This is a genomic window from Mixta sp. BE291 (genome assembly GCF_031457955.1).
GTDB lineage: Bacteria > Pseudomonadota > Gammaproteobacteria > Enterobacterales > Enterobacteriaceae > Mixta.
Map to the genome: position 1 here is coordinate 280,288 of NZ_JAVDXN010000002.1, position 25,293 is coordinate 305,580.

21 protein-coding genes and 1 tRNA gene are annotated in these 25,293 nt (G+C 53.7%); 12 read left to right on the forward strand and 10 right to left on the reverse strand.

What is annotated here, in order from left to right; all coding sequences use genetic code 11:
• The first annotated feature begins 6 nt into the window (after positions 1-6).
• The gene (locus tag J2X14_RS06485) at positions 7-1,242 is read left to right on the forward strand and encodes an MDR family MFS transporter (protein ID WP_352410403.1); all 1,236 of its coding nucleotides are present in this window, start codon (positions 7-9) and stop codon (positions 1,240-1,242) included.
• Positions 1,243-1,338: 96 nt separating this feature from the next.
• On the opposite strand, the gene J2X14_RS06490 is transcribed toward J2X14_RS06485, so the two are convergent.
• The gene (locus J2X14_RS06490) at positions 1,339-1,629 is read right to left on the reverse strand and encodes a putative quinol monooxygenase (RefSeq protein ID WP_352410404.1); all 291 of its coding nucleotides are present in this window, start codon (positions 1,627-1,629) and stop codon (positions 1,339-1,341) included.
• 205 nt (positions 1,630-1,834) lie between these two features.
• Between J2X14_RS06490 and J2X14_RS06495 the strand changes: the two genes are divergently transcribed.
• The 5 genes from J2X14_RS06495 to J2X14_RS06515 all read left to right on the forward strand — a co-directional run bounded on the left by J2X14_RS06495 (position 1,835) and on the right by J2X14_RS06515 (position 7,632).
• A complete protein-coding gene (locus J2X14_RS06495) occupies positions 1,835-2,095 on the forward strand; it encodes a hypothetical protein (protein WP_352410405.1) in 261 nt (86 codons plus the stop codon).
• A gap of 227 nt (positions 2,096-2,322) precedes the next feature.
• Positions 2,323-2,814 carry a (2Fe-2S)-binding protein gene (locus tag J2X14_RS06500; protein ID WP_352410406.1) on the forward strand — a complete coding sequence of 164 codons (492 nt, stop codon included), beginning with the start codon at positions 2,323-2,325 and terminating at the stop codon, positions 2,812-2,814.
• Positions 2,811-3,809, forward strand: coding sequence for an FAD binding domain-containing protein (locus J2X14_RS06505; protein ID WP_352410407.1), 999 nt, complete (start codon positions 2,811-2,813; stop codon positions 3,807-3,809). The genes J2X14_RS06500 and J2X14_RS06505 overlap by 4 nt, the downstream gene beginning before the upstream one ends.
• Positions 3,806-6,109, forward strand: a complete 2,304-nt coding sequence (locus tag J2X14_RS06510; protein WP_352410408.1) for a xanthine dehydrogenase family protein molybdopterin-binding subunit — start codon at positions 3,806-3,808, stop codon at positions 6,107-6,109. The genes J2X14_RS06505 and J2X14_RS06510 overlap by 4 nt, the downstream gene beginning before the upstream one ends.
• A 62-nt stretch (positions 6,110-6,171) precedes the next feature.
• Positions 6,172-7,632: an AMP nucleosidase gene (locus J2X14_RS06515; protein ID WP_352410409.1), complete on the forward strand. Its 1,461-nt coding sequence runs from the start codon at positions 6,172-6,174 to the stop codon at positions 7,630-7,632.
• A 47-nt stretch (positions 7,633-7,679) separates the two neighbouring features.
• Here J2X14_RS06515 and mdtI read toward each other — a convergent pair whose 3' ends face one another.
• The 3 genes from mdtI to phnH all read right to left on the reverse strand — a co-directional run bounded on the left by mdtI (position 7,680) and on the right by phnH (position 9,436).
• Positions 7,680-8,009 carry a multidrug/spermidine efflux SMR transporter subunit MdtI gene (gene mdtI / locus J2X14_RS06520; RefSeq protein ID WP_352410410.1) on the reverse strand — a complete coding sequence of 110 codons (330 nt, stop codon included), beginning with the start codon at positions 8,007-8,009 and terminating at the stop codon, positions 7,680-7,682.
• Positions 7,996-8,364: a multidrug/spermidine efflux SMR transporter subunit MdtJ gene (gene mdtJ / locus J2X14_RS06525; RefSeq protein ID WP_352410411.1), complete on the reverse strand. Its 369-nt coding sequence runs from the start codon at positions 8,362-8,364 to the stop codon at positions 7,996-7,998. The genes mdtI and mdtJ overlap by 14 nt, the downstream gene beginning before the upstream one ends.
• Positions 8,365-8,884: 520 nt before the next feature.
• Positions 8,885-9,436, reverse strand: a complete 552-nt coding sequence (gene phnH, locus J2X14_RS06530; RefSeq protein ID WP_352410412.1) for a phosphonate C-P lyase system protein PhnH — start codon at positions 9,434-9,436, stop codon at positions 8,885-8,887.
• Positions 9,437-9,699: 263 nt separating this feature from the next.
• On the opposite strand from phnH, the gene J2X14_RS06535 reads away from it, so the two are divergent.
• A complete protein-coding gene (locus tag J2X14_RS06535) occupies positions 9,700-11,886 on the forward strand; it encodes a putative bifunctional diguanylate cyclase/phosphodiesterase (RefSeq protein ID WP_352410413.1) in 2,187 nt (728 codons plus the stop codon).
• Positions 11,887-11,996: 110 nt separating this feature from the next.
• On the opposite strand, the gene J2X14_RS06540 is transcribed toward J2X14_RS06535, so the two are convergent.
• From J2X14_RS06540 to nac, 4 genes are all read right to left on the reverse strand, one after another.
• Positions 11,997-13,793, reverse strand: a complete 1,797-nt coding sequence (locus J2X14_RS06540) for a thiamine pyrophosphate-requiring protein (protein WP_352410414.1) — start codon at positions 13,791-13,793, stop codon at positions 11,997-11,999.
• A gap of 71 nt (positions 13,794-13,864) precedes the next feature.
• A complete protein-coding gene (locus J2X14_RS06545; protein ID WP_352410415.1) occupies positions 13,865-14,689 on the reverse strand; it encodes a GNAT family N-acetyltransferase in 825 nt (274 codons plus the stop codon).
• A gap of 71 nt (positions 14,690-14,760) precedes the next feature.
• Positions 14,761-15,717 carry an HTH-type transcriptional regulator Cbl gene (cbl, locus tag J2X14_RS06550; protein ID WP_352410416.1) on the reverse strand — a complete coding sequence of 319 codons (957 nt, stop codon included), beginning with the start codon at positions 15,715-15,717 and terminating at the stop codon, positions 14,761-14,763.
• 147 nt (positions 15,718-15,864) lie between these two features.
• Entirely contained in the window at positions 15,865-16,782 is a 918-nt protein-coding gene (gene nac / locus J2X14_RS06555) for a nitrogen assimilation transcriptional regulator NAC (RefSeq protein WP_352410417.1), read from the reverse strand.
• Positions 16,783-17,342: 560 nt separating this feature from the next.
• Between nac and J2X14_RS06560 the strand changes: the two genes are divergently transcribed.
• Positions 17,343-18,656, forward strand: coding sequence for a CitMHS family transporter (locus J2X14_RS06560; RefSeq protein WP_352410418.1), 1,314 nt, complete (start codon positions 17,343-17,345; stop codon positions 18,654-18,656).
• A gap of 124 nt (positions 18,657-18,780) precedes the next feature.
• On the opposite strand, the gene J2X14_RS06565 is transcribed toward J2X14_RS06560, so the two are convergent.
• Complete coding sequence (locus tag J2X14_RS06565) at positions 18,781-19,707, reverse strand: Rpn family recombination-promoting nuclease/putative transposase (protein ID WP_352410419.1); 927 nt, start codon at positions 19,705-19,707, stop codon at positions 18,781-18,783.
• 308 nt (positions 19,708-20,015) lie between these two features.
• On the opposite strand from J2X14_RS06565, the gene J2X14_RS06570 reads away from it, so the two are divergent.
• The 3 genes from J2X14_RS06570 (at position 20,016) to J2X14_RS06580 (ending at position 23,336) form a co-directional block, all read left to right on the forward strand.
• Positions 20,016-20,091: transfer RNA gene (locus J2X14_RS06570), tRNA-Asn, on the forward strand.
• Between the two features lie 157 nt (positions 20,092-20,248).
• Entirely contained in the window at positions 20,249-22,633 is a 2,385-nt protein-coding gene (locus tag J2X14_RS06575) for an AAA family ATPase (protein WP_352410420.1), read from the forward strand.
• Positions 22,623-23,336, forward strand: coding sequence for an HNH endonuclease (locus tag J2X14_RS06580; protein ID WP_352410421.1), 714 nt, complete (start codon positions 22,623-22,625; stop codon positions 23,334-23,336). Before J2X14_RS06575 ends, J2X14_RS06580 begins: the two co-directional genes overlap by 11 nt.
• Before the next feature lie 111 nt (positions 23,337-23,447).
• Here the strand turns inward: J2X14_RS06580 and J2X14_RS06585 are convergent, their stop codons facing one another.
• Positions 23,448-24,188 carry a hypothetical protein gene (locus tag J2X14_RS06585; protein WP_352410422.1) on the reverse strand — a complete coding sequence of 247 codons (741 nt, stop codon included), beginning with the start codon at positions 24,186-24,188 and terminating at the stop codon, positions 23,448-23,450.
• A gap of 430 nt (positions 24,189-24,618) precedes the next feature.
• Between J2X14_RS06585 and J2X14_RS06590 the strand changes: the two genes are divergently transcribed.
• On the forward strand, positions 24,619-25,263 hold the full coding sequence (locus J2X14_RS06590; RefSeq protein WP_352410423.1) for a TetR/AcrR family transcriptional regulator: 645 nt from the start codon (positions 24,619-24,621) through the stop codon (positions 25,261-25,263).
• Positions 25,264-25,293: the final 30 nt, after the last annotated feature.

A 25,293-nucleotide genomic window follows, 5' to 3' on the forward strand; every position in this document is an offset into this window, starting at 1 on the left:
TATTTTATGTTTTTGCCTTTCCTGTGCCCGCCAGCACAGCTCTGGCCGCCTGTTTTATTAGGCAGCCAGTTTGTTTTCAATATCGGCTTTTATGCCGTTGTGCCCTTTTTGGCGCTGTTTCTGCGCGACGATATGCTGCTGTCGGGCGGTGCCATTGGCCTGGTGCTTGGGCTGCGCACTTTCTCACAGCAGGGAATGTTTATCGTCGGCGGCGCGTTATCAGATCGCTTTGGCGCGCGTATCGTGATCCTTTGGGGCTGTTTTATTCGTATAGCAGGCTATTTGCTGCTGGCGTTTGGTCAGTCTCTCTGGCCCATCGTGATTGGCGCCTGCCTGACCGGCATCGGCGGCGCCCTGTTTTCTCCCTCAATCGAGGCGTTACTTGCGAAAGCGGGCCAGCAAAGCGAGGCCAGCGGTAAACGCAGCCGTGCAGAGTGGTTTGCTCTTTTTGCCGTATGCGGCGAACTGGGTGCGGTACTTGGCCCCGTCTTAGGGGCGTTATTTACCGGCCTGGGCTTTCGCCTGGTCGCGTTTGCCGGAGCCGCTGTTTTTTTGCTGGCGTTAATTGTTCTCGCTTTTGCCCTGCCGCCGTCAACAAAAAAAACGGCCTCCCTGGCGCCTGTCTCCTGGTGGTCCGCCCTGCGCCAGCCACGATTTGTGGCTTTTATTGTTGCTTACAGCGCCTGGCTATTAAGCTACAACCAGCTTTATCTGGCGTTGCCGGTAGAAATTCAACGTGTCGGCGGCAGCGAGAAAGATTTGGGGCCGCTGTTTATGCTGGCCTCGTTATTAATCATTTTTTTTCAGCTGCCGCTGGCGCGTTTAGCGCGCGCCGTTGGGCCGGTCTGGAGCCTGCCCGCAGGCTTTGTTTTGGTCTCAGCCTCTTTCCTCAGCGTAGCGCTTTGCGCCGCCGATGCCCCTGCCGCAGGCTGGCTTCGTCTGCTGCCAGCGGCTTGTTTTGTTACCTTACTGACCACCGGGCAGATGCTGCTGGTGCCCGCTGCGAAAGATCTTATTCCACACTTTGCGCAAGAGGCCACGCTCGGCGCGCATTACGGCGCTCTGGCAAGCGCCGGAGGTTGTGCGGTGCTGCTCGGCAATCTGCTCTTTGGCGGGCTGCTGGATCTTGCGCTGGTGCCCTCAGCGCAGGCCCGCTATCCCTGGCTGCTGCTGGCGCTGTTTCCATTGTGTAGCGCGGGGGTGTTGCTGGTGATTTGCCGCCGCATGCGCCTTGCTCGGTAAAAAGTGGCCTCATCGGCGCTTTCCGTGGTGCAACGCGGCAAACAAAAAAGCCCGCTCAGGTTTCCCCGGGCGGGCTTTTAGCATTCGGCTTAGCGATCAGGCCAGCACTTTCAGTTTAGTAATGCGCAGTTCGGCACGATCTTTGATGGTTTCCGCCAGGCGCAGGAAAGGTGCGGCTTCGCTGTGCTGTTGCAGATGCGCTTCAGATTCCCAGCGCTCCAGCAGCACAAAATGCTGTGGATTTTCCAGATCCTGATGCAGCTGATACTGCTGGCAACCCGGCTCGCCCTGCACTTCACGTTCTACGGTGCGCAGCGCCTGCTCAACAACAGCCTCTTCGCCTGCTTTCGGGATCACGGTTGCAACAATGGCGATAACTTCACTCATGTGGTTTCTCCTTCGTTCGATTTGATAGATAGCGTCAGGTCAGAATAGACGATAACGCGCCGCGATCGCATAGCGATTCCTCCCGCGTGGCACGCAGCGCTTAAATTTAGCGAGTAACTGCGGTTTTTTTAGGCTTGAAATTCCTGAATGGGTCAATATATTGCGTTGAGGATTATCTGAAACGTGATTACCGGGAGCCTGGCGAATGAAAACATGCGATGAAACCCTTTCTCCACAGCCGCAAAAATGGGTAGCGGCAGCGAATCAGGATGCTGTGCAGGAACTGCTGGCGCTGCTACAGCAGCAAAAGTTGCCGCCGGAAACCGCGCTGGCAAACCTTGCAGTCGCGATGTCTCAGCTGATGGCCAATAGCGGCTGCCATCAGTTTATCCTCAGCAATCCGCTCTCTCAGCTGTTGGTACTGTTGCAGACCGGCGCGCCCACCCACGGTCATCGGGTTCATTAAAACGCGCCCGCCGCTGGCGGCAGCCCTGTCTGCCGCTTCCCCTGTTTTTGCCCCGTCCCGCCTCGTGCCCCGCTTATAGCGTCTACACTTATCCGGTTACCTAATAAAGGGCCGTCATCGCAGCGGCCCGTGCTGCACTTTTTTGATCAACGCAATGTGGGCAGTGCTGCCAGGCGCTGAAGCGCCACGGCTGCTGCCATCCCCTCATCCTGTAACGGGAGACCGCTATGGCTCAGCAACGAGTAATGCGCCTGCGCATCAACGGAAAAGAACACCCTCTGGCGCTTGACGCGCGCGTAACCCTTCTTGATGCCCTGCGCGAACACGCTAACTTACCGGGCGCGAAAAAAGGCTGCGATCACGGCCAGTGCGGCGCCTGCACTGTGCATATCGACGGCGAACGCGTCTTAAGCTGCCTGACGCTGGCGGCGCAGGCAGAAGGACACGAGATCACCACTATCGAAGGGCTGGCTGGACCGGATGACACGCTGCATGCGGTGCAGGCTGCTTTTTTACGTCACGACGCCTTCCAGTGCGGCTACTGTACGCCGGGTCAGATTATGTCCGCCGTGGCCTGTATCAATGAAGGCCACGCCAACAGCGACGATGAAATCCGTGAATATATGAGCGGCAATATCTGCCGCTGCGGCGCCTATCCCTTTATTGTTGCGGCAGTGCGCGAAGCGCAGCAGCAGCTGCAACAGGAGCAAACGGCATGAGAGAGTTTGATTATCTGCGCGCCGAAACGATCGACAGCGCTACGGCGGCCACCAGCGTACCCGGCAGTCGCTTCCTGGCGGGCGGCACCACGCTAATCGACCTGATGAAATGCGACGTTGAGCAGCCTGACCGGCTTATCGACATTACGCCACTAGGCGCGATGTCTGCCATTGAGCTGGAAACGGATGTTATCCGCATCGGCAGCCTGTGCAAAATGAGCCAGGTGGCACAGCACGAAAGCTTACAACGTCTCGCGCCCGCCCTGATTCAAAGCCTTACCGGTGCCGCCTCCGCCCAGCTGCGCAATATGGCCACCATCGGCGGCAACATTATGCAGCGTACGCGCTGTAACTACTTTCGCGATCCGCGCGGCTATCAAAACTGCAACAAGCGCCATCCCGGATCGGGCTGCGCCGCCCTGAGCGGCATCAACCGCAATCATGCGGTGCTGGGCAACAGCGAACAGTGCGTTGCCGTTTATCCGGGCGATCTGGCGGTGGCGCTGACCGCGTTTGACGCCACGCTGCGGTTACAGGCACCAGACGGCAGCGAACGCCGCGTCACGGTTGAAGAATTTTTACTGCTGCCGGGCGACCGTCCCGATCGGGAACAGGATTTACATGCCGGTGAAATCATTACTGCTATTGAGATCCCGGTGACCGCCGCGCTGCAACGCTCGCACTATCTGAAAGTGCGCGATCGCAGCTCATATGAATTTGCCGCCGCCAGCGCCGCCGTAGGGCTGGAACTGGAAGAGGACGGCGTGACGCTGCGTGACGTGCGTATCGCGCTGGGCGGCGTAGCGACCAAACCCTGGCGGCTACGTGCGCTGGAGCAGGCGTTGCGTGGCAAGCCGTTTAACGAGCAGCAGCTGCGCCAACTGGCGCCGCAGGCGATGCAGGAAGCCAGCGCGCTGGCGCACAACGGTTATAAAATTACTCTGGCCCCGCGCGTTATTGTGCGCGCATTGCTGAGTGCGGGAGGCATAGCATGAGCGAAACCCTAAAACGGGACAACCCCGGCGCCGCTGCCGATGCGCTTCAGGGGCTGGGCGCGCGTCGCGATCGTATCGACGGAAAGCTGAAGATCCAGGGGCTGGCGCGCTATGCCGTGGATCATCCGGTAGAGAATCTGTGTCACGCCGTGGTGGTGCAGTCGTCGATTGCCGAAGGGGAAATCAGCCATATCGATAGCGAAACGGCGCGTCAGATGCCGGGCGTGCTGGCGGTCTATACCCATGAAAGCGGGCTGACGATTCACCCCGCCGCCACCTTTGCCAGCGGCGGCGCAGCGGCGCAATCATTTGTGCCGCTGCAAGGGCCGCGCGTGCGCTGGAACGGACAGCATGTGGCGCTGGTGGTCGCGGAAACGCTGGAGCAGGCGAAAGCCGCGGCGGCCTGCGTGCAGATTGATTATCACACCCAACCGGCGATCATCCATCCCACCGATCCGCTTGCACAGCCCAAGCCGGTAGAAGATTTAAACGTTGAATGGGGCGACGCCCACCAGGCGCTACAGCAGGCGAGCGTCTCCATTAGCGGCACCTATACCACGCCGCGTGAATATAACCTGCCAATAGAGCTGCACGGCTGCATCGCTGACTGGCGCGACGGCGAACTGACACTTTGGGAGCCAAGCCAGTGGGTCGGCGGCGCGCGCAGCGTGGTCTCGCAGTGGATGGGTATTGATATCGATAAGGTGCGCGTGCTTTCGCCCTTTACCGGCGGCGGCTTCGGTTCAAAAGGCGGCATTCAGCCCCACTCGGCGCTGGCCTGCGCCGCCTCGCGCGCGCTGGGCCGCCCGGTTAAGCTGGTGCTAACGCGCGGACAAACCTTTACCGGCTTTGGCGGACGGCCGCGCACCCGTCAGCAGCTTACGCTGGCGGCCAACAGCGAGGGCAAACTGCAGGCGCTTATCCATGAAAGCTGGAATGAAACCGCCCGCGAAGATACGCATCTGGAGCCGTGTAACTCGGTTACCGCGCTGATGTATGCGGTGCCTAACTTTCACTCGCGCCACCAGCTGGTGCCGGTCAATACCGTTAACCCCGGCTGGATGCGCGCGCCGGGTGAAAATCCCAGCAGCTGGGCGCTGGAAGTGGCAATGGACGAAATGGCCTGGGCGCTGAAGCTCGATCCGTTAGCGTTCCGCCTGCGCAACTACGCGGAGGAGGATCCGCAGGCTAATCTGCCGTGGAGCTCGCGTCAGCTGCGCGAAGCCTATGCCGCTGGCGCGCAGGCTTTTGGCTGGTCGCAGCGCCCGCTGGAGCCGGGCACCCTGCGTGAAGGGCGTCAGCGCATTGGCTGGGGCATGGCCTCCGGCAGCTATCCGGTGCGGCGCACGCCGGGCGAAGCGGGGATCACGCTGCGTTCAGACGGCAGGCTGGAGGTTCGCAGCAGCGGCGTGGATATCGGCACCGGTACCTATACCATTCTGGCGCAAACCGCCGCCGATGTGTTGAGCGTGCCCTCAGAGCAGATTGATGTGCTGCTGGGCGATACCGATCTGCCGCGCGCGCCGGTGGCGGGCGGTTCGCAGCTGGCGAACCTGCTGACCGCCGCCGTCTATAAAACCGCGCTTAAGCTGCGCGAAGCGCTGATTACGCTGGCGATCGGCAGCGCTGAATCGCCGCTGTTCGGTGCCAGACGCGAGGATGTGATGCTGGCGGAAGGACAGCTGCGGCTGTTCAGCCAGCCGGGCAGCAGCCTGAACTTTACCGATCTGCTGCGCGTCGCCGGACAGGAGACGCTGGAAGTGCAGGCGGATACCTTCCCTTCCGACGCCACGCAAAAAGATCGCGAAGATGCCGATCGCACCTCATCGAAAATGATTCCGCCGACCTCCGGCGGCTTCTCTGCGCACAGCTGGAGCGCTATTTTTGTCGAGGTGGCGGTGGATGAAGACTTTGGCACCGTGCGGGTGCGCCGCATCGTCGGCGCTTTTGACAGCGGACGCCTCTATAACCCGAAACTGGCGGAAAGCCAGTGGATCGGCGCGATGGTGATGGGCATTGGTCAGGCGCTGCTGGAAGAGGGCCAGATTGATGATGATAACGGTCGCATACTCAACGCCAGCCTGGCGGATTATCTGGTGGCGGTTAACGCCGATATCCCCGATATGGCGGTGATCAACGTCGGCGAGCCGGACTATCAGGCCAGCGCGCTCGGCGGCAAAGCGGTCGGCGAACTGGGCATTGTCGGCGTGGCGGCCGCCATCAGCAATGCGGTGTTTCACGCCACCGGCAAACGCATCCGCGATCTGCCGATTACGCTGGAAAAAATGTTAGCCGACTAACGTCTCTCGCGGAATGGTTCTAAGCTATAGTGCAACGCAAAGCTGAAACCTGAGGAGAAAAAATGGCTAACGACCATTTCGCGAATGGACTAAATACGGCGCAGGCGCTGGAGCAACTGGATGCGCTTTATTACCAGGCGGTAAACGCCTTACGTGATGCCATTAAAACCTTTATCGAGGAGGGCACGCTGCCGGATGCGCAGGCGCGTGCCAACGGGCTGTTTGTCTACCCGGAGTTGCGTATCAGCTGGGACGGCGCCTCGCCACAGAAAAATCGTACCCGTGCGTGGGGACGATTCAGCCACGCCGGTAGCTATGCCACCACCATCACCCGCCCGGAACTGCTGCGCCACTATCTGCGTGAACAGCTGGCGGTGATTGAGCGTGATTATGAGGTGACGATCGAGGTAGGTCCGTCACGTCAGGAAATCCCCTTCCCTTACGTGATTGACGGCTCCGATCTTAATCTGGATCGCACCATGAGCAGCGCGCTGGCGAAACATTTCCCCACCACCGATCTGGCGAATATTGGCGATGAAACCGCCGACGGTATTTTTAACACCACCAGTATTTTTCCCCTGAGCCACTTTGACGCGCTGCGCACCGACTTTTCGCTGGCGCGTCTGCGCCACTACACCGGTACGCCGCCGGAACATTTCCAGCCGTTTGTGCTGTTCACCAACTACACGCGCTATGTGGATGAATTTGTGCGTTGGGCCTGTGAGCAGATCAAGGATGAGAACAGCCCTTACACCGCGCTTTCCTGCGCGGGCGGCGCGCTGATTACCAAAGAGACGGAAAACGCCGAAGCCGCCCTTTCCGATCTCGCCTGGAAAAAACATCAGATGCCCGCCTGGCACCTGATTTCCCCCAACCAGCGCGGCATTACGCTGGTGAATATTGGCGTTGGGCCGTCGAATGCGAAAACCATTTGCGATCACCTTGCGGTGCTGCGTCCGCACGCCTGGCTGATGATCGGTCACTGCGGCGGTTTGCGTGAAAGCCAGCAGATTGGCGATTATGTCCTGGCGCATGCTTACCTGCGTGACGATCATGTGCTGGATGCAGTGCTGCCGCCCGATATTCCGATTCCCAGCATCGCTGAGGTGCAGCGTGCGCTGTATGACGCCACCAAAGAGATCAGCGCGATGCCGGGCGAAGAGGTAAAAATGCGTCTGCGTACCGGTACGGTGGTCACCACCGACGATCGCAACTGGGAGCTGCGCTACTCTGCTTCAGCGCTGCGCTTTAATCTCAGCCGCGCGGTGGCGGTGGATATGGAAAGTGCGACCATCGCGGCCCAGGGCTACCGTTTTCGTGTGCCCTACGGCACCATGCTCTGCGTTTCCGATAAGCCGCTACATGGCGAGATTAAGCTGCCGGGCCAGGCTAACCGCTTTTACGAGGGCGCCATTTCCGAACATTTGCAAATCGGTATTCGGGCGGTGGAACTGCTGCGCGCTGAGGGCGATAAACTGCACTCCCGTAAGCTACGTACCTTTAACGAGCCACCCTTCCGTTAAATCGGCATAAAAAAAGACGCCTGCGGGCGTCTTTTTTCGTGGCTGAATCAGGCCAGTTTAATCATCACCATGCCGACCAGCAGCAGCGACAGGCCAAGCCAGCCGCGGGGCCGCAGACGCTGGTTAAACAAGATCCAGCCCGCCGCCAGCGTTGCGATAACGCCAAAGCCGCCCCAGAGTGCATAAGCCACCGCCAGATCAATACCTTTCACCGCCTGCGCCAGCGCGCTGAATGCGCCCATCACCATTATCAGTGAGAGAATGCCCGGCAGACGCTTGCGAAAACCGTCCGAATATTTAAGCAGAATATTCGCGCCGATCTCCAGCACTACCGCCAGTATTAAAAAAACGATATGCCATCCATTAAGCGGCTGCATGGCGATCTCCTTTTATCTTTTCCTGTTGCGCAGCTTTCTCAGTACCGCCGTTCAGCAGCACAATACCCACCACCAGCACCCCCAGGCCAAGCGCCTTCATCAGCGGCAGCGATTCAGCAAACAGGGACACGCTACAGAGCGTAATCAGCAGGACGCCAACGCCTTCCCACAGGGCATAAGCGACGCCAAGCGCGATACGTTTTATCGCCAGCGATAAGGCAATATACGAGAACGTAACCATGACATACATCACCAGATGGCCAAAGTGTCCGCCGTACAGGCTGGCATATTTCATAGCAAGCGTGCCCGACACTTCTGCAACAATAGAAACCGCCAAAAATAACCAATACTTCATTTTTAATCCTCCTGGATAATAAAAACATCATCCAACTCTGTGAAAGCAGCGTAAACCCTGCCCTACAGTAAAATCTGCATAAATAAAATTAATTTTTGAATAGTTAACCAGCCATCCGGTCAGCGGCCAGCGCTGATATACCGGCGCGCAAAATGCGCGGTGGTCAGAGAAGCGTAATCGGGGCTACAGCTCGCTACACCAGTGGGTTTCGCAAGCGACTATCGGTGAGATAAAGCCAATGACGGAGATGTTTGCAGAGAATTTATTACTTTTTTTCAGCATATTTTTTCACTGGGTGAGTAAATAAAACAACTTGCTTCAGTGCCTCGTGAGTTGAACAAATTACGGTTTAGCGATAAATATAGCATGAAACCGCCGTTTATGTGAATCTCGCATTTACTGGCGGCTTTTTTGCTGACTTAAATCAATTTATTACCTGATAGTGCAGAAGGAAGTGCGTTGAGCAGGAATAAAACGTCGGTGCATCAGCGTGAATACGCCGATGCCGGGTGACCAATCATCAACAGACAGCAACCTGCACGCTACGTGGCAGCACCATCAGCGTATCGCCACAGGTTAGCATTAAATTAATGCCCTGCCCGTTTAGCGGCCAGTCACGTAAAAAGTCGATGACCTTTGGCGGCAGCTGCGGCGCCACGGCGCGGCGTTCCTGAATGCCTGGGCCGCGCAGGCGCAGCGTCAGGCCGCCGTTAAGCGCCGGTACTTCCAGAATGATGGTGGCGCCCGCCGCCGCGATAGCGCGCAGATCGGGATTGCTGTCGCTGTGCAGCAGCGCCAGGCCAGCAGGCTGCTGATGGTTTAGCGGTGCGCTGCCTGCCTGGCGCAGGCATTGGCGCAGCGCAGGCGTATTCAGCGCCTCATCCAGCCACAGCGGCGTATCCGCCTCACTCAGGGTGATGAGCAACGCGGTAGCCGCAGGCGAAAGTCCGGCCCAGCGCTGAGCGCAAGGCAGCGTAACGGCCACGCCCGCTTGGTTCATGGCTTTTAAAATTTTGCGCAGCACCGGCTGCGTCTCAACGACAGGGCGGTTTAAGCTCGCCAGTAAACTCATGTTCTTCTCCGATAGATACAGCGCAATCTGGACTATGCCTTAGCCAGATGACAGACGGGTTACGCAGGGGTAACAGCGTGATGAATTTGCGTTAAGTTCGTTGCGGAAACCTGCAGAAAAATTAGCGCTATTAATGAAACATGACTCATCCCACAATTTTAGCGCATAACCGGGAATCTGCCGCTGCGCCTGCTGTGACAAAGCGCAAATTCTCTATTATCTGTCACAATTAACGGATACGGCGCGGTGGGATGAATGGGCAAATGTTTAATAAAGATCAACTTCCAGAAAGTTTTCGACGTGAGTTTGTTCAGGAAGTTATTTTTCCTTTAGCCGCGGTATTGCTTATTACCTGGTGCGCAGCCAGTTTCAGCCTGCTGTGGACAGCCAAGCACAACAACAGCGAGGCGATTGTCCAGCAGGAAAACATTATCAAAACCGCTTTTTCCCAGAGCATGACCGAGCATTTGCGTCAGCTGCATAGCCTGGCCAACTGGCCCCCTTTCGGCCAGTATTTGCAGCAGCCCAATTTCGACCGGCGCTGGCTGGATGACAACGTTGGCCGCTGGCTGTATGAGATGTTCGGTCATCAGGAAATTTTTATTGTTGACCCAACGGGCCAGATCGTTATCAGCTGGCAGAACGGTCAGCGCGTTGATAACCAGCACTGGCACAGATTTGAAGAGGCGCTGGCACCGTGGCTGTTACGTCAGGATCGCTCGCACGGCGGGCACAGCGTTCAGGGTACGGCTGATTTTGCCCAGGTGGACGGGCGCGCAACCGTGGTTGCCATCAGCGATATCGGTCGCGTTGAGAACAATAGCGGCTTCAGGCTGATTGGCGTGAAATACCTTGACGATGGTTTCCTCAATGCGCTGGCCCAGCACAGCCTGATTAATGGTTTGCACTATATTGGCGAGCGCCCCGCGCCCGCAGAGCAGGTTCGCTTCCATTTGATCTCACGCCTGGGTTTATCCGCGGGCTATTTCGCCTGGCGGCCGGAACAGCCAGGCAGCCAGATGATGAACACGCTGATGCCTCTGATTGGCACGGTGCTGCTGGTGACGACGCTGGTCTGTATGGTGATGATGTATCGTCTCTGGCGGCTGCGACTGCGGCTGGCGCAGTCAATGTTGCGGCTGGGTGCCAGCGAAGCGCAAGCGCAGCACCTGGCGTTTCATGATGTGCTCACCGGCCTGCCCAATCGAGCATTAATCGATGAGCGTCTGATCCAGGCGCTGGCGCGCGCGTCGCGCAATCGCACTCAGGCGGCGTTGCTGCTGCTCGATCTCGATCGCTTTAAAAATATCAACGATACCTATGGTCATCACGCGGGCGACGATTTAATTATCGAGGTTTCCCATCGCCTTTCTACGTTGCTACGCGATATTGATACCGTTGGCCGCATCGGCGGTGATGAGTTCGTGATTGTGATGGAAGAGATTCAGGATATCAGCGAAGTCAATGCGCTTTGCCAGGGGATTATTGATGCGCTGGCGGAGCCTTTTACCCTGCTTGGCAGCGAGACATGGATTGGCGTTAGCATTGGTATTGCCGTCGCGCCGCAGGATGGGCTGGATCGCCAGGAGTTGATGCGTAAGGCGGATATCGCGCTGTATGAGGCCAAGAATGAGGGGCGCGCCCAGTATCGTCATTTCGCGCGCGCCATGGATGAATCCGTGCAAACGCGCCAGCAGATTGCAGCCGACCTGCGCCAGGCGCTGCAGCAAAAACAGGGGCTGGAAGTCTGGTATCAGCCGCTGATGGATGTGGACGGCGAACGAATCCTGGGCTTTGAAGCGCTGTTGCGCTGGCAGCATGCGCAGCGCGGTTTTATTGCGCCCTCCGAGTTTATTCCGATTGCCGAAGAAACCGGTCTGATTTTGCAGATAGGCGAATGGGTGCTGCGCGAAGCGTGCCGGGTTTCGCTGCGCTGGCCAACGCTGACCATTGCCATTAACGTGTCGCCGCTGCAGTTTCGCGCCGTGGGCTTTGTGCAACGCTTTAAAGAGATTGTGCAGATGGAGGGAGCCGATCCGCGCAACCTTGAACTGGAGATTACCGAAGGCGTGCTGATTGAAGATGAGCGGGAAGCGCGCGCCATCATCATCGCCCTGCGTGAGGCGGGCTTCCGTATCGCGCTGGATGATTTTGGCACCGGCTACTCCAGCCTGAACTATCTGAGCAATTTCCCGGTAGATAAAATCAAAATCGATCGCTCGTTTACCCAGTCGCTGGGCGTGGCGGAAAACTCAACGGCCATTGTGGAATCGGTGGTGCAGCTGGGTCATGCGATGGGCCTGACCGTTACCGCCGAAGGCGTAGAAACCCACGGGCAGATGTCGGCGCTGGCCGAGGCGGGCTGCAATCAATTGCAGGGTTACCTGTTTAGTCAGGCGGTGCCATCTGATCAAATCGCCCTGATGCTGGAGAAGCGCAAAGCGGGTTGAAATTTTTTATGCGTAAGTAGAACTCTTTATCCAGAATATGACCCGGCCATCCAACTGGCCGGGCACCAATTAAATCAGGCTATTGCTCAGTAATGCTCTGATACAACAGACTATTTCTTTTTCGTCGGCAGCACCTCATTCAGCAGCTGGCTGGCGGTATCGCCAATCACCTGCGCGGCGCCACGATCGCCCTTCAGCATCGAAGTCATAAAGGATTTCGCCTGCTTCAAGGTAATATGCGGCGGCAGCGGCGCGACTTCAGGATCGGTTTTCACTTCCAGCACCACCGGACGATCGCTGCTTAATGCTTCCTGCCAGGCGGCGCTGAGTTTTTCCGGATCGTCGACAAAAATCCCTTTCAGACCCAGCATCTCGGCAAAGGCGGCGTAATGGACGTTAGGAATATCCTGGCTGGCTTCAAAGCGCGGGTTGCCTTCCATTACGCGCTGCTCCCAGGTGACCTGGTTAAGATCCTGGTTGTTAAATACGCAGACAATTAACCGACCATCGCCCCAGCCTTGCCAGTATTTCTGAATGGTGATCAGCTCCGCCATGTTGTTCATCTGCATCGCGCCATCGCCCACCAGCGCCACCACCGGCTTATGCGGGAAAGCAAACTTGGCAGCAATCGCATACGGCACCGCCGCGCCCATACAGGCCAGGCCGCCGGAGAGCGTGGCGCGCTGTCCCTGCTTCACCCGATAGTCGCGGGCGAACCAGTTGGCGCAGGAGCCGGAATCGGAAGTCACGATGGCATCTTCCGGCAGTAGCGGGGACATTTCCCATACCACGCGTTGCGGGTTAACCGGCTTCGCGGGCGCCATCGCTCGGTCTTCCATGACCTGCCACCAGGCATGTACCTGACGCGCGATATCTTCCTGCCAGCTGCGATCGGCTTTATGTTGCAGCAGCGGCAGCAGCGCACGCAGCGTTTCCGCCGCATCGCCATGCAGATTCACCTCGCAGGGATAGCGCAGGCCAAGCATCGCCGGATCGATATCAATCTGGATCGCCCGCGCCTTGCCCTCTTCCGGCAAAAATTCCGTCCACGGGAAGCCGCTGCCGATCATTAACAGCGTGTCGCAGTTTTTCATCATTTCGGAGGAAGGTTTGGTGCCTAACAGGCCGATAGAGCCGGTAACAAACGGCGCATCGTCTGGCAGGACGTCTTTACCCAGCAGCGCTTTGGCGACGCCCGCGCCCAGCAGGTTCGCCGCCTGCACCACTTCAACGGCCGCGCCGCGTGCGCCGGAGCCGATCAGGATCGCCACTTTTTTCCCGGCGTTGAGGATCTCGGCGGCGCGTTGCAGATCTTCATCATAAGGCACCACTTTTGGCCGCTGATAGCCAGGGCCGGAATGGGTAAAGCCGTGAGCATGCTGCGGTGCCTGCCAGGGCTCATCCTGTAAATCTTTCGGCAAAATCAGCACTGATACGCCGTTGCGCGCTTTGGCGATGCGCACGCCGCGATCCACCAGATGACGCACCTGCGCTGGCGCGGCGGCTTCCTGTACAAAGTCAGCCACGTCAGAGAAGACGCGATCGAGATTCAGCTCCTGCTGATAATTCGAGCCGCGAGAAGTGGTTTCAGCCTGACCGGAAATCGCCAGCACCGGCGCGTGATCCATTTTGGCATCATACAGGCCGGTCAGCAGATGGGTGGCGCCGGGGCCGCCGGTGGAGAGGCAAACACCCAGCTCCCCGGTAAATTTGGCATGCCCTGCGGCCATGAATGCCGCCATCTCTTCATGACGTACCTGAATAAATTCGATACCGGCGCCCGCTTTGTTGGCGCGCTGAATCGCGCCCAGCACCCCGTTGATGCCGTCGCCCGGGTAACCGTAAATGCGCGTGACGCCCCACGCCTTGAGACGTTCTACAAAAAAATCGCTGGTCTGCATTGCCATTGTCTGTTGCTCCCTTTCAGATTACACAGACATTAAGCATAGCTGACCTGCTCAGAACACAACGGTTACCCTCAGCCCATCGCCTGACTCATCAAGCTCCAGGCGGTCATGCGCTGCGGCTGCCAGTCGCTGCCGCGCACCATGCGCAGCGGATTGTCTACCGGCTGTAAACCCACGGCCTGCAGCCATGCGCCCAGTCCAGCTTCGCTGCGGCTGTCGATACGCACAAAGGCGCCCGCCAGCGGCTGCATCGCATCGACGATCAGTTGCTGCGCGGTGTGGCTATCGGGCGCGATGACCGGACCGATCACATAACCATGACCAAAGCGGCGCGTAACGGCAAAGCCCAGCGGCTCGTTCTGCTGACGCAGCAGCGTGATTCTGGCACCGCTGTGCCACAGCTGTTGCAATAAAGCCAGCCGCTGAAAGCCGTTTGCCTGCCAGTCAAGCTGCGCCAGCGCTGGCAAATCGCCTGGCTGCGCCTCCTGCGCCGGTTGATTAACGGACGGCGGCGTCAGCGCGGGCGTTTGATACTGGATCACTTCACCTGCGGCGACAAACCCCATCTGGCGGTAAAGCGGCGCCCCGGCAGCGGTGGCATGCAAATGCAGCTGCCAGCCATCCAGCTGCTGCAACGTGTGTTGTAACAGCGCCTTACCGATGCCCTGACCGCGCAGCGCACCGGCCACAACAATCACGCCCAGCGAGGCGCGCTCTGTTCCCCATCGCCAGAACAGCGTCGTGCCGACTACCCGCCCCTGCTGTTCCGCGACCACGCCTTCACCCAGCTGCAGCATCTGTTGCCAGTCGGCAAGACGATGCGGCCATTTGACTTCCTGCGTGAGCGCCACGCAGCTGTCCAGATCCTGCGGTGTCATCGCGCGTAAATTCACCATGCCTATCCCTTGTCGGAAAATAGCGACATTAGCCGCTGCGCTAAGGAACTGCAATGTACGGGAGAAAGAGATTAAATCTGATAATCGATTGCTGTTTCCTCTTCCTGAATGCTCAGCGCCTGACGTTTAATCTCTTCCAGCGACAGGTTAGCGTTGCACAGTTCAAGGAATTGCCAGACATAGTTACGCTGTAGCTGTCCGCGCTTCAGTGCCAGCCAGACGGTGCTGGCCTCAAACAGATGACGCGCGTCAAGCCGTGTCAGTGATGATTGTGCATCCAGCTGACACGCCTGATCGGCAAGGATGCCTACGCCAAGTCCTAACTCCACATAGGTTTTCACGACGTCAGAGTCCTGCGCGCTGAGAATAATATCTGGCTTCAGCCCCGCGGCCTGAAACGCGCGATCGACCCGTGAGCGCCCAGTAATGCCCTGGCGATAGGTAATCAGCGGGTAACGGCTGAGCGCCGCCAGCGAAAGCTGCGGCTCCTGCTCCAGCGCATGTCCTTGCGGCACCAGCAGCGCGTGATGCCAGCTAAACCACGGAAAGGCTGCCAGCGCAGGCTGATTAACCAGTTGTTCGCTGGCAATGCCAATATCCGCTTCACCGGCAGCAACCATCGCCACAATTTCCTGCGGCGAACCCTGATTCAGTTCCAGACGCACCTGCGGCCAGAGGGCGCGAAAGGCTTTGATCACGTTTGGCAGGCTGTAGCGCGCCTGGGTATGGGTCGTGGCAATGGTCAGCACGCCGCTGGTTTCATTAGTAAACACATCGGCCAGCCGCCGTACCCGGCTCGCCTCATCAAGAATGCGTTCAGCAATAGTGAGCAGCGCCTTACCCGGTTCGGTCATTCCCAGCAGACGCTTACCGCGTCGGATAAAGATCTCAACGCCCAACTCCTCTTCCAGATCGCGTATATGGCGACTGACGCCAGACTGAGAAGTAAAAAGTGTGTTTGCGACTTCCGTCAGGTTGAATTCACAGCGCGCGGCTTCACGAATAATTTTAAGCTGTTGAAAGTTCAAACCGTTTCTCCTTATCTGGCGATCAATTAGTCTTTATGTTAAGCAGGCTAATTGATAGCTACAAATAATAAAAAACGGTTTGTTATGCTTTTATGTGATATGTAACAGCCGGATGCGCCAGGTGAATACGCCCGTTTTTAAACCACGTTAACCCACCAGCATCAGCTCACGTGCTTCCGGCGCCGGTTTGTTCAACAGCGTCAGCAGAATGTTTTTAACCGCCTGGGCGGAAGGCGAAAGCGGCAGTCGTGAAGAGACATTCAGCGACAGCGGTAAGTTAAGCGCAGGTGAATTGATACGCGCCATCCAGCCATTGGTAGCGCTAACCAGCGCGCGCGCCGCCGATTCCGGCAATACCGTGGCGCCCATGCCGCTGGAGACGGCGGCGGTCAGGGTCGCAAGCGATTCGATCTCGCCAATAATGCGTGCGCTCAGGCGACGTAATGAAAAAGCTTCATCCACTCGCTTACGTACCGCGCTGTAATCACGCGGCAAAAAGAGGTTCATCTGCGCCACGTCAGCCAGATCGACCGTGCTGCCCGGCGCGTCGCAGGCGCCAACCAGATAAAGCTCTTCTTTCATCAGCGGCGTGCTGCTAATGCCTGCCAGCGGCGTGCGGTCATACAGCACCGCCATATCAAGCTGCCCATTCATTACTTTTTCATTTAGCGATGAACCGCTGTTCTCATGCAGATAAACCAGGATTTCCGGGTACGCTTCACGCACCGTTTGCAGCAGTGGCATGGTCAACGATGAGGCGGCGGTGCCCGGCGCGAGGCCGATTGATACCTGTCCGTTCAGCGTTTGCCCGGCATTCATCACCGCCATTTGCGCCTGTTCACACTGACGCAGAATGGTACGCGCATGCGCATAAAGAATTTTACCCGCATCGGTTGGCGTTACGCCGCGTTTGGTACGGATGAGCAGCTGCTGATCCAGCTCGTTTTCCAGCGTGGCAACTTGCTGACTCAGCGCAGGCTGCGCGATATGCAGCACTTCTGCCGCCTGGGTCAGACTGCCGATATCGACGATTTTTACGAAATATTTGAGTCGTCTCAAGTTCATGTTGCCTCCGTCGGGGTTCCCGAATGTTGTCACCAGCTCAGACGCGCATCGCGGCTGTTCATTCAGAAGTGCAATATGCAGGCCAGCTTTTAATACAGCGCGGAACGTGCGGCTAACCTACGATAAAATAAGCAAATCTGATTACCCCAAAGGAGTTAATGCGCGGCATTAGCGGTAATAGTCGGGCAGACTTCTGGACGCTTGCACCATAAGCGTGCAGGCGCTGCGTTTAGGCTGTGCAGGTTATTAAACAGCATGGATGACGTTCCTCGCGGTTCTTCCGATCGCAGTCACAAAAACCTTTCTTCGTACCGGTAGAAATATGAGCAGCATCACTGTTCATTCTTTCCCTCGTGGCAAATGTAAAATTTATGTTATTACCTTAATCCACAAAACAATCGCTAAAACAGCGAGTTAATCACATTGAAATTATCACTTAGTTAACTTTTTCGTTGGTTAAGTAAAAAATAAATAACGTAACGTCATACTCGTAGCGCCTCACCACCAGCGATAAGCGGTAGTGCGCCTGCTCTCTCCTGAACCTTGAGAAGGAAACGATTTTGCTGACTGTACTGGGTTTTTCAATGGTGATCTGCTTCATGTATCTGATCATGACCAAGCGGATGTCGGCGCTGATTGCGCTAATTATTGTTCCCACGCTGTTCGCGCTGGTAGGCGGTTTCTGGCATGGCCTGGGAGAGATGATGCTTAACGGCGTGAAAACGCTGGCCCCTACCGGCGTAATGCTGACGTTTTCTATTCTCTATTTCGGTTTGATGATTGACGCCGGCCTTTTCGATCCGCTGGTGCGGCTGATTTTAAAAATCGTGCGCGGCGATCCGTTAAAAGTGCTGGTGGGCACCGCCGTGCTGACGTTGCTGGTTTCGCTGGATGGCGACAGCTCTACCACCTATATGATCTCCGTCGCCGCCTTTTTGCCGCTCTATCAGCGACTGGGAATGAATGTGCTGCCGATGCTCTGTTTGATTAATCTGGCCAGCGGCATCATGAACCTGTCGCCCTGGGGCGGCCCGACCGCCCGTGCAGCGGCGGCGCTGCGTATCGATGCGCTGGATATCTTTATTCCGATGATTCCGGCGATGCTGTTGGGCTGCCTTACCCTGGTGGGCATGGCGGTGCTGTTTGGCCTGCGCGAACGTCGCCGACTGGGCATTATGACGATGGAGAGCCACCATCTGGAGAATATCAGCCTGGGACTGGGCGACGCGGAGGATTGTGAAGCTAACCGTCGTCCTAAAATGTTCTGGCCTAACTTTATTCTGACTACCGCGCTGTTGGTACTGCTGGTGATGGGGCTGATGCCGATTCATATTCTGTTTATGTTGGCGTTCGCGATTGGCGTCATGCTTAACTATCCCAAACTGGAACAGCAGAAAGAGCGTATCGGCGCGCATGCCGCTAACGTGCTGGCGGTTACCGCGCTGATTTTCGCCGCCGGGATCTTTACCGGTATTTTGTCCGGCACCGGCATGGTGGACGCGATGGCCAAAAGCCTGCTGGCGGTGATCCCTCACAGCTTTGGCCCTTATCTGGCTGTATTTACCGCTGTCGTTAGCCTGCCCTTTACCTTTTTTATGTCTAACGACGCATTCTATTTTGGCATCCTGCCGGTGATTGCCCAGACTGCCGCCGGTTACGGCATTAGCGCCGAAGAGATTGCTCGCGCCTCAATTATTGGCCAGCCTTTCCATCTGCTTAGCCCGCTGGTGCCGTCAATTTATCTGCTGGTTGGCCTGGCGAAGGTCGATATTGGTGACCATCAGCGCTTTTCTATTAAGTGGGGGATTGTGGTGAGTATGGCGCTGCTGGTGGGCGGCATTGTGTTTGGCGCATTTCCGCTCTGGCATAGCTGATTTGTTGATGGCGCGCGGTTTTCGTCAAAGGCAAGGCGGCAATCAAAGTCGCTGTTCTAAATAACCTGGCATGCTGCCTGGTCGGCGCTTTTTTTCATCAAGCTCCGGTCGGGCAGTAAAGCGATTAATGGCGTAGCTGAGCCAAATCTTCTTCGGTCAAACCGGTGGCTTCCAGTACCGATTCGCGAGGCATCCCCATTTTTAACAGACTACTGGCGACTTCTAGCTTGCCTTCATTTCTGCCTTCCTGACGGCCAAGCTGGATGCCTTTCTCTATGCCTTTCTCTATGCCTTTCTGTTCAAGCTGCTGTGCGATAGTCATAAGTGCGCTCCCATGCTGCGGCACACGCTGTGCCAGTTCGCGGACAAAAGCTTCAGAGTCTGCGGACTCCCCCGCCTGAATTAAATAGTGTATCAGCGCCGTTACCTGCGGTGAAGAAAGATAATCAGCCATCAGCAACGTCGCCAGACGATCTGTTAGCGTAGCGAGATCACGCTGATGAATATGCTTTTGCAGTAACGTCAGTGCCGCCATACTGCGGTGATGCATTATTTCATCATCAGGAATCACGGTAACATCAATAAGTGGAAACGCATTGCTGTAAAGTTCGCCAGCCAGCTCAGAGTCATCGAATTCATTTAGCCAGCATGTTGAATAGGGGTAGGGGCTACGTTTGCCAACATAAAAAAGCACCGGTATCACCAGCGGCAGCTTTTTATGGCCCGCGTCGAGATGGCGCTGCATCGCGGCGACGGCGTAGCGCAGCAGGCGAAAGGCCATATGTTTGTCCGGTGAAGATTGATGCTCGATCAATACATGAACATAGCCAGCGCCTCCGGCAGTTTTCAGGCTATAAAGGATATCACTAAAATATTGCCGCAGGTCATTCTCTACAAACGAGCCGGATTCCAGCTTCAGCGTGCTGAGATCACAGATGGCACGCAACGCTGGCGGAAGATGCAGTTCCATAAAATCACGCGCAATTTCCGGCTGCGATAAAAACTGGCGAAAAGTAGCATCATGAGGCGTAGGTATCTGGTGTTTTTTCATGGGCGGATAACCTTTATACAGAGCGGTTTCTCTGGTTAGCCTTTAATAAAACGCAAAGAGATACTTACTCGGTATTATTTTTGTTTATAAATAAAAATACGATTGCGGCGCTAATTATAATTTCTGCTAAGTTTAAACATCCCGGCTGACGTCAGCGGGGAAACGTCTAACGTTAATGCCATTCGGCAGATGAGAAAAGCAGCAAAAGGCAGGTTATTGCTGATTTTGCCAGCAAACGCACAATAAAAGGCGGTACAGGCTTTGACATTGCCTCAGGCGCCCGCTAGTATTCGTCTCGTTCACACGATTCCTCTGTAGTTCAGTCGGTAGAACGGCGGACTGTTAATCCGTATGTCACTGGTTCGAGTCCAGTCAGAGGAGCCATATTTAGAGAAGCCCGCTCAGGGAAACCGAGCGGGCTTTTTGCATTCTGCGCTACATCCCGATGTCCAGATTCCGAAAAACTGTAAACTTCATATGTAGGTTTCAGGCGAAATGATATGCTGTTGTCATTGCGAATTATCTGCCCGGTGGCTCAAAGATGGCAAGTTTCACCCGTTATAGCAGTCAGGCCAATAATCTAAGAATTAAACTGGTAAGCCTTTCAAAAAAAAGAAAAATCCCTGTAGATGAGCTATTAAAAATAGTTCTTAGCCTGCTTTTTATACGCGGCTTAAATTTCGGCTACATAAACAATGATGCCAGTAAAGCTGCGCGCAGCCGCTGGTCCTTTGATGAAAATAAAATAAGGGATGTCTTTAATTCCTACATAAGCTTAATCAACCCTGGAAACAGTAACTCAGAGTTACAAAAAAAATTCCCCGAGTTTAATTTTCAGTTAGCCAGCCTGTTTGAACCGCACACTCAGGATTCCCTTGCCTATACCAGAAAGGTTAACGGCGCATTAATTTGGGATTTAATTAATCTAAGCACTTTCGCTGAAAACGCATCACGTGATTTTGATGAATACGAATATACAAGAACAGTGTTTGATCATCTTTTTTATACTCTTTTAGGCAAACCCTTAAGGTCTGATGAACAATTTTACGCACGCCTTATTCAAGGGCTGCACCAGCATGATGACATGATATATAGTGAGTATCCCCTGCTCACTGGTGAACTTGTTGTTAATAATGAGGAAGCTTTAACACCGTACGCTAACTATTTACTTACTCATGATTCTCAGCATATCTCATTATTTTTAACCATGCGATTAGCATTGCACAAAATTAACGCCACCAACACTGGAGAAGCAAGTTTTTATTTGTGCCGAGACGGGAAATCTTCTTTTTTTGACGCTGATGACATTAGCGCGCTGCATTATTTCTCGAAAAAAAGACAGAAAAATCCTTATACCGCCATGATAGAAATCAGCGGCAATATAAACAAAAAAGATTTTGATCATATTATAAATTCCGGCAGGCTGTTTTCTGTGATTGAGTCCAGTGGCCAGGGGGGAAGTAAGCTGCGAAAAATATTTTTAATTAGCGATAAACAATATTTCAATGAGATTCTTTTTATTGATATCTCATTAATCAGCTCCGCACTCGATCTTACCAGAATGGAAGAAGCTGAGTTAATTGGGTGCACGCTGAGCAGCTGTTTTAAAATCCCCTGGCAGAAATCGAAAATACGCAATGAAATGAACTATCAAGCACAGGCAATAACATCACGTTTATTTTCTCAGTATGAAAATCTGGCCGGGTATTGTCAACGAGTGCCGCGAGAAAAAATCACACAACTAAAGCATTTGCGAACAACCGAATGGATTGCTGAACCGACGCAAAAGAACACCTTTAACGGATTAAGCTCTAATGAAATATATGATGAAATCGTAAGCAAAAACAGAAATAAATGCCATTATATTATCGGCAATAATGGCGTTGGAAAAAGTTATCTTCTGCAGGACATAGCAAAAAAGGCGCAGAATGAGAACCCTGAAAAAACCGTATTAATGTTATCGTTCGGGTTTTCCGACCGTTTTCACACCATCAACATTGTAGATAAAAAAAAGTTAATTTACCTTGGCGATAGACCAAATAGCAAAGTTATTACTTTCAATAACCGACAAAACATGTTGGGCAAACTTATCATTATCATTTTTCAGAATGAAAAGAAAAGAAATCTCTTAAGCGAACTTTTAGATAAATTCAACCTGACATCGGAGGTTTATTTTTTACCGCCAGGATATGAGATTATAGATAACGAGCTTTATAGTAATGAAGAAACTTACAACATTAACCTGTTGCAATCAGATAACATTATCGACAGTAAGAAATTAAAAAATTACTTGCTGGCATTTCAGAAAGTTGGAATTCGTTCCGTTATCCCTTTTACTGCGCTTAGCTCCGGCGAGCAGCACATTTTAATTATGTTAGTACGTATTGTTTCCAGTATTGAATCAGGATGTATTGTACTTATTGACGAACCAGAATTAAGTCTGCATGTTAAATGGCAACAGCTGCTTCCATGGATTTTTACTAAAATAAGCCAGGAGTTTGACGTCAGTCTGGTGATAGCCACCCACTCTCCGATATTGATTACGGCTGTTGATCACAAGCATGGCCAATGCTACCAGGCCAGCTCTGAGCGGATAATTCCCATTAGCGAGGAAGAGGTAAAGAATATGGAAGCGACCTTGCTGGATGCTTTTGATATTGTAACAAAGAACAACCGTTCTGTTTACGAACACTGTGCAACGGCCATAGCTAATTTTATGCAGGCGGTTAACCAAAGCGAAGCAGAAGAGATCGAATATGCAAGAAATAAAGCATTAACTACGTTGAGCATATTACGCAATAAGATAAAAAATAACTTGGTTAAGATTCATAATCAACAAAGCGATATACAGCTGTTAAAACAAGCAGAAGAGGCAATCAAAGAAATATATACAAACCATTATAACGAGAGTAATTATGCAGAGTGAATTCTCGGCGGTATGTAAAAAAATAAAAGATAAAGGAAAAAGGGATTTTATTGAATCTCTCCTTTGTTTACTCTGTCAAAAAGCACAGGAGGCTAACGTCAACGTTTGGAACGAGCTTTATAAGCTGAAGTTATCCTATGGTAATAGTACCATCAAAGGATCCTATGTTACCAAGGCGATACGTGATTACTTAATTGAGCGTCAGAACAGTCGTTGTTGTTATTGTAAGCGTTACATATTAAACAGTTCCTGGGTACGTCAGGTTGAACATATTTTACCCACTGCGCATTACCCGCGGTTTTCTCTTACTATGAACAATCTTGCCGTTGCCTGCGCTGAATGTAACAATGCTAAAAGTAATGATATATGGTGGCAATCCATTAACCCAGCAGGCCCTTATCCAGACATGCTCCTGTTTAAAGATGCATTTCATCACAATATGCATAAATATGATGAACATGTGCGTTGGTTTCGTTACAGCAACAACAAATTTTCTTTCAGCATTTATGCTGGCCTTACCGCGCCTGGCCGTAAGCTTTGTTCAGATCTTTTAGAGAAAGTGGTGCAGGTAGAAATTTTGAATATCTGTGATGATGGCATGCAAGCAGCGCTGGATAAAATCAACTTATACAATACAAATAATAAAACCATGCCTGGCCTGGAAACATTTTTGCGCGAATTACAAAAAAAATTAATAGCCTGATTTGTGACAGATAAGGTATCAGCACAGGGATCCCTCCCTTTTCCTGATACGGTTTATGACGTGGGCGATATTCTCATAACCAGAACAGATAGCAAATAATAAAGCGCCGTGTTATTTTGCCAGCAGCCGGTTAACCTTCACGATCGAACGGGTCAGCGCGCTGCCATGATGCGGATCGCCAAAGTGAAACAGCGCCGTCGCCCGGCGAAAAGCGGGATCGCAGGGGCCGTTGGCATGGAAAGAGCGATAGCCATGAAAGAAATAGATATTGCCCGGCTGTAAATCAAGCGTCATGGGTTTAACCAGCCGTTTTCCGATGGCTTTCGTTAACAGATAACGTGACACTTTATTTTGCATCAGCGTTTTTTCCAGCACGTTAAATAATACGCTGGAGCGAAAACGTCGCAGGTTCGGAAACAGGACTAAATCACCGCGTGCCTCGCCCTGCTGGGGAATTTCGATTGGCAATAGCGCGGTAATTACGCTGGCATCATAATGGAAGGTGTTTGATTTCCTTTTGCCGCTTTCGCCCTGTACGCAGCGCAGTACCGATAAAATATTTTGCTGAGGCAAATCACGTCCTAACGACTTTTCCGCCATCAGTTGCATCAGCTGACGAAATTGATCATTTTCGCTAAGCGCAGCCAGCGGCGTATGGTCGATTTTTTCTACGTCGCCAAAAATGGCATGATAACCTTTTCCCGCTTTGGCACTCACTTCATCAATCCATTGACGAAACGTCGCCAGGCCTTCATCAGTCACCGCATTTTCCAGTACGGCGTATCCCTGATTTTCAATGTTATCTAACAGTTGTGGAACGTTATTCGGATCAAGATTAACAATAAAAGACATAGTACCCTGCCTGTTATAACTATTTTTGCTTTATGGACTTAAAAGTCCTTATTCACTACCCTGGTATTACCGGCTTAATCATAGGAGGCCTGCGCCATAAAGAAATGCATCCAGCGAAAATAAGAATCTTTAACATTTATCGTCTAATTTAGACTGGCATTAACTGGACCAGGTTTTTTCTCGCGCCTGTTCATTAATCCACTGAATTAACAACGCTATTACCTATTCATGTTAATTAATTCTTTTTTATTGCAGCCAGGAATAAGTAAACCCCTTTTTTTAGAGGTGACAAAATCAGCGATTTCTCTGCCGCTCAGTGGGCGATAACTGAAAATATTTTTTGTCACAGTAGCCAGTTGTCTGATGCGTTGTGTTTAACGCATCAACAGGCTACCCTGCCAGCGGCTTAATTAACGGGAATTCCCCTGATATGGTTGAACAGGTAAAACGCAAGAACGATCCTGAAGGACTGAAAAAACGTATTCTTGAAGGCGCGCTAAAAGCCTTTGCCGAACATGGCATGCAAGGGGCGCGTCTGGAGCAGATCGCAGGCTATGCGCAAACCACTAAACGCATGGTGGTTTACCACTTCGGCAATAAAGAAAACCTTTATATCGCCGTGCTGGAACAGGTTTATCAGCAGATCCGTGAACATGAAACCGGCCTGAATTTACGCGAACTGCCGCCGGAAGAGGCCATTAGCCGCTTGGTGGAAGAGAGTTTTGATTATCACGCCACTCACGCTGATTTTATGCGTTTGGTGTGCAGTGAAAACCTGCTGCGCGGCCGCTATATCAGCCAGTCGCCGCGCATCAAAGCGCTTAACCGCAGCGCACTGGATCTGCTGGATGAGATTTTGTCACGCGGGCAGCAGGCGGGCCTGTTTCATCATGACGTGAATACCATTGACGTGCATCGACTGATCAGCAGCATCTGCGTTCACCATGTTTCAAACCGCTATACCTTTAATGCGCTGTTTACGCCGGATAACAGCGAAGCGGAAAGCATCAAGCGTAATCGTCAGTTGGCCGTTACCGCCACGCTGCGCTATTTACGCCGCTATGAGGCGCCTTGATCTCCTGTTGGTCAAAATAGCAGGCTGGTA